The following is a 5464-nucleotide window of genomic DNA, read 5'->3' as shown; positions in this document are numbered from 1 at the left end:
TTGTTATTAGAAAATAATCGCGCGATCGCTTCATATACAAAAGCTCTAGAATTCAGAAATGGCAAAAGTTTTCGGAGAGTGACAGAAGAGGGATAGGACTGCCGTTAAGAGTGTCTGGTACTACAACTGAACTTTTATCGCCTAAAGTTCCATCAGGTGTGATTTGTGCTTTTGCTGGAAAGGGAGCGATACAAGAGAACAAAGCCAACACAAAATTCACCCCTAGAAATAGAGGTAAAGTATTAAACAGGAGCGATCGCTTAGGATGTTGCATAACTTTTGACTTCTAGACCTTTGCTAATCAGAGATTTTTTGACAAAAAATTTTTAGAAAGGACTCGCTACTATTGAGAAATAAACACCGTCTTCCTGTAAAGTCCTGCCTCTGTATTGAATATCTGTCAATGGAATCCCATAATCAAGGCGAGCATTGAGGCGATCGCCCATTTGCCACTGTAAACCTAATCCCAACCCCAGCAAAGTATTCGGATTTGGGTCTGCATTCCCGGAACTATTTCAACCCACACCAAAATCAATAAACGGCACTACTTGTAAAACTCCTCCGACCTTTTTTACCCGCAGTACTGGTAATTGCACTTCTGCTGATGCAAAAAAGCCGTTATCTGTCAAGAGAATATCTTGTGGATAACCGCGAACACTACGCAGACCGCCTAGCCCAAATTGCTCTAAAGGCACAAGGGCACGGGTTGAGAATTGCAGGTCAGAACGGATCACCACTAAAGTCTGCGGTGCTAAAAGTCGCACGTATTGTCCTTGCCCCCGCCAAGAAAAAACCGAGTATCAGGAGGCTCATTGTTGACGGTAGCATTGAAGATATCTAAACCCAGGTTAAATTGAGAGCGCAGCGCTAAGGCTTGTTGAGAATCCCTCTGCTGATATTCTTGGAAGAATTGCAAGGCAAAAACGCGGGTTTCTCCCCGTTCATTAGCACCGGCTGAGAGGGGAAAACCACTACCTAGCAGTTCAGATTTACTTTCTTGTCGTAACGCGGATAGACCCACAGCAAATTCTCTGTTGGGAGATAAAATTAAAGGTTGACGAAAACCTAACTCGAAGTAATTGGAATTACCAATGATATCTAGGCGGTCAAAGGGTGGTTTGACAATTTCAGTACTCGTCAAACCACCTCTGAGGGTAATTGTGCCATTACGAGGATTAACAGGTATGTTGTAGCGCAAGTCAAAGGAGTTGCTACCATCAGTATTAATATATTCCAGATTGAAGGCATCCCCAAAACCGAGTAAATTTCCTTCGTTAATGCGGACACCGCGTCGTAAGCTGCCAACACTAGGCGCACGACCATTATCCATAAAAAATTCTGTATGAAAGGAGTCGGCTTCTACTACCTTGACTGTGAGTAAACTTAATTCAGGACGCGACCCAGCAGACAATTCGGCTGATATATTCTGAATCAGGGGGTCAAGTTGCAATAGTTCCAAAGCTGACAGCAAGCGCTTTTGATTTAGGGGTCTAGTGGTGGCAATGGCTAATCTGCTGCGGATGTAGTTCGAGTTCAACCGTCGTGTACCCGTCACCGCAATTTCTTTTAGCCCTCCTTCAATAATCTGGATTTTGACGACTGATCCCTGTTGAGATAAGGTTTGACCAGCCGGAATCACAGCACCACAATTGAGATACCCCGTATCGGTATAGAGTAGCGAACATTTGTACTATTAAGTTAATTATATTTTAGCCGAATTTTGGTATTTTGGCTCAGGCGATCGCTTAATTACAGTCCAAAAATTTGGAGTTTAATCGATAAATTCTTTGTTCAGTTCTAGCCGATGCCTGAAATGCCGTAAAAACTTTGATAGTACGTACATATGTTCACCTTGAAAGGGTTAAAATGGCTGATTAGAGGCTCTGCCTTCAGTCAGATATTGAGCCAGAGACTCAATGAATGCATTCCCATACGGAGTACGGGAACGAGGGAAGCCTTATCAAGTTAGGCTTAGTTTTTAGGACTTGTCTGTACAGCGTAGGTCAAAGACTGGGAGCGAGACAATCTGTAAAAGCTTGTTCTAAACTGGCTTTTATCTAAAGTTGCATGCATCAGCAATGCACTTTACCCCGACAGAGCGGATCTATATACCATGAAAGTAATGATTAATCAAAGTCGGAAAGGACGAATCTTTATTGTTCAATGATTTAAATGGAAATTTAACAGTATATTTTTGGTAAGTACGCCACTTTTAAGTGCGTACTTTTCAATTTATATGTATATGTTTTATTATTTAAATAGTTCAAAAGTAATTCGGAATTAAATACTTAATTTTTTGACACTCAAAACTAATTAACAGCGAGGTAAACTTATGTCTCAAAATACAATTAGCCACCTGATTCACGATCGCAATGCACGCGGTCACGCTAAAACAGGCTGGCTCGATAGTTATCATACATTTTCATTCGGTAGTTTTTACGATCCCAACCGTATGGGATTTCGCTCTCTGCGAGTGATCAATGATGACCGCATCGCCCCTGGTGCTGGATTTCCTACGCACAGTCATCGTGACATGGAAATTCTCACCTATGTCTTAGAAGGTGCCGTAGAGCATAAAGACAGCTTAGGTACAGGGTCGGTAATTCGCCCTGGTGATGCACAGATCATGAGTGCTGGAACTGGGATCAGCCACAGCGAATTTAATTTTTCACCAACTGAACCACTGCACTTACTACAAATCTGGATTCTTCCTGACGAAGATGAGTTGACACCAAGGTATGAACAAAAAACTTTTCCTCTCGAAGAAAAGCAAGGCAAATTCCGCTTAATTGCTGCTAAAGATGGGCGCGATGGTGCTGTAATAATTCACCAAGATGTTGATTTATACGTATCTGTCTTAGAGGATGGTGATGTTGTCAATTATCAAGTCAAGCCTGATCGTTATGCCTGGTTACAAGTAGCGCGAGGTATAGTTAACTTGAATGGTGAGGAACTCAGAGCAGGTGATGGAGTGCAAATCAATGGTGAAGAACAGTTAGAAATTAGCACTAAGATCGGCGCAGAAATCTTGCTTTTCGATTTAGGCTAATCTTACAGCAGAATTCAAGTATTTGAACCACATCTGTCGTAAGGGCATAGCAATGCTGTGCCCCTACAGCGTGGTCTATTTACTTGAAAATAGTTGTAATAGGACTTACGCAAAAAGGCAGTGAAAGCCTTGATTTACCGTAGGGGTAATTCATGTAGACGCTGCATCGGCTTCCCGCAGGGTATTGCCCCTACGAAAAACTATTCGACAACTGGTGAAACAGCCGAATATGGATACCATAATTACACCAGAAAGAATCGAGTTACCACCTGGCGCGGTGTTGAAACTTTTAGGAGGATCTATAACTTTTGATACCGACAAGAGGACTTTTCAAACATCCTCTTAGACAGGCAGTAATAGCTAAAGAGGAAACTGTTATGTGCGATCGCATCTTCCCTATCTTTAAGATGAACCTAATCCCTTCGATTTACGAAACTCCTGGACAACATCTTTAATATCACGTAATTCACCCTCAACTAAATAGTTTAGTTGTCGCATTTCATCTGCTGAAATCTTTCCGCTAAGTTGAGCGATCGCTTTCCTTAATTGGGGATATTTTTTTAAAGTTTCTTGTCGGACAATTGGCACAGTTTCGTAAGGCGGAAAATAATGTTTATCATCCTTCAGCACAATTAAACCCAAGCGAGAAATCTGCCCGTCAGTGGAATTACCCGCTACCATATCCACCTGTTTTTGAATCAAAGCACGATATATTAAACCTAAGTCCATGATTTGGGGTGCTTTAGCAAAACGTAAATTGTAAGTTTTAGCTAATCCTGGAAAACCATCTTCCCGTTCTAAAAATTCGTAGCCGAAACCACCCCGCCATTGTGGTGTATATTGAGTAGCTTCGGAGAGAGTTTGAATATTATAGCGTCTGGCATCTTCACCCCTGACAATCATCGCAAAAGTATTTTCAAAACCCAAGCTTGGCATCACTTCCAGATTGAATTGCTGGGAGTATGCTTGTTTTAATTTCTCATAAACTTCTTTAGGATCATTAACTGCTTTTTGCTTTAAAATTCCAGTAAAAGCTGTACCTGTATACTCAATATATGCGTCAATTTTGCCAGCAGTAATAGCGCTATGACAAACAAAAGAACCACCCAAACGGGGGCGACGAGCCACTTTTAAATTAGTTGCCGCCTCGATTTGCTGTGCTAACAGTTCCCCTAAAATATCTTGTTCAGTAAAATCTTTGGAAGCAACAATAATATTGCCATTGCTGCTACTATTTAAATTTGGCGTGCAGCTAGTGATTAGCAGTAACAAGGCAAAAATTAAAGAGCAAAGTGTTAAAAATCTTTTCATTAATTTTTAATTTTTAATTTATTCTCTAACCAGCCAATTGCAAAGTCAGCTAGTAATGCAATTACCGCCGCCGGAACTGCACCAGCTAAAATTAACTGATCATTCACTACTGATATCCCACGAAAAATAAATACTCCCAAACCACCAGCACCAATCGCTGCTGCAATGGTTGCAATACCAATGGCAATTACTGTTGCTACTCGCACTCCTGCTAAAATTACTCCCATTGCCAAAGGAATCTCAACTTGTAATAACAATTGTTTATCTGTCATCCCCATTCCTCTCCCAGCTTCCCGAATCGCTGGATCTACACCAGTAATACCTGTGTAAGTGTTACGAATTATCGGCAGCAAGGAATATACAATCAGGGCAACAATTGCTGGTACTGCACCAATTCCGCCAATTATGGGAACAGGAATGAGTAAGCCAAACAGTGCCAAACTAGGAATAGTCTGGAGAATATTCGCTATGCCGAGAATTGGTTGACGGAGATAAGTTTTACGTGTAATTAGAATACCTAATGGAATGCCTATAAGAATGGCAATTCCAATTGCAATGCCTACCAAAAATAGATGTTCTAGAGTATGCTGAAGAATTTCTGGGGCATACTTAACGAGGAAGAAATTTTTCATAAGGTATCTTACAAAGAACGCAGACATTGAAGAAAGGCGAGGCTTTCTGGGTGTTGCGATCGCATAAATTTATCTGTTGTCCCCAATACTACCAATTCTTTGCCACACATTAAACCAATTCTTGATGCCAAAATAAAGGCTTTTAGAATATCGTGGCTGACAAAAACAACTGTTTTGCCTAATTCTTGCTGCAAATGCCGAAACTCTTGTTGAAGTTCTAGGCGCGTAAATTGGATCGAGTGCGCCAAAGGGTTCATCCATTAATAATTCAGCAGACCTCGCATTCTTTCTAATAAAATTTTCAGGTGATACTAGTAATTTTTCGGTGTTTAATCACTATAGCGGTTTGTAGTTGAGTCCAATACAGACCTCACGCATTGACACTGGTAGGGTCGAGAGAAGTTATTACTAACCTCTCCCTCCCATCCGAAACCGTGCTTGCGACTTTCACCGCACACGGCTACTCCGGTGT

General features: G+C 41.3%; 3 protein-coding genes and 2 pseudogenes. 1 reads left to right on the top strand and 4 read right to left on the bottom strand.

The features are described from left to right. Positions 1–326 precede the first annotated feature (326 nt). Positions 327–1675, bottom strand: a pseudogene (locus tag V7K36_RS31585) (ShlB/FhaC/HecB family hemolysin secretion/activation protein); the annotation flags it as partial. Positions 1676–2332: 657 nt separating this feature from the next. Between V7K36_RS31585 and V7K36_RS31580 the strand changes: the two are divergent. Then, the gene (locus V7K36_RS31580; RefSeq protein ID WP_335121744.1) at positions 2333–3049 is read left to right on the top strand and encodes a pirin family protein; all 717 of its coding nucleotides are present in this window, start codon (positions 2333–2335) and stop codon (positions 3047–3049) included. Between the two features lie 402 nt (positions 3050–3451). Here V7K36_RS31580 and V7K36_RS31575 read toward each other — a convergent pair whose 3' ends face one another. From V7K36_RS31575 to V7K36_RS31565, 3 genes and pseudogenes are all read right to left on the bottom strand, one after another. After that, on the bottom strand, positions 3452–4360 hold the full coding sequence (locus V7K36_RS31575; RefSeq protein WP_335121742.1) for a glycine betaine ABC transporter substrate-binding protein: 909 nt from the start codon (positions 4358–4360) through the stop codon (positions 3452–3454). Further along, positions 4360–4992, bottom strand: a complete 633-nt coding sequence (locus tag V7K36_RS31570) for an ABC transporter permease (protein WP_335121741.1) — start codon at positions 4990–4992, stop codon at positions 4360–4362. Before V7K36_RS31570 ends, V7K36_RS31575 begins: the two co-directional genes overlap by 1 nt. Positions 4993–5000: 8 nt before the next feature. After that, positions 5001–5259 (bottom strand): annotated as a pseudogene (locus V7K36_RS31565) (ATP-binding cassette domain-containing protein); the annotation flags it as partial. Positions 5260–5464 lie beyond the last annotated feature (205 nt).

This window comes from Nostoc sp. (assembly GCF_036919555.1).
Lineage (GTDB): Bacteria > Cyanobacteriota > Cyanobacteriia > Cyanobacteriales > Nostocaceae > Nostoc.
Note: the sequence above shows the minus strand (reverse complement) of the source record. Positions and strands in the feature narration are given on the sequence as shown.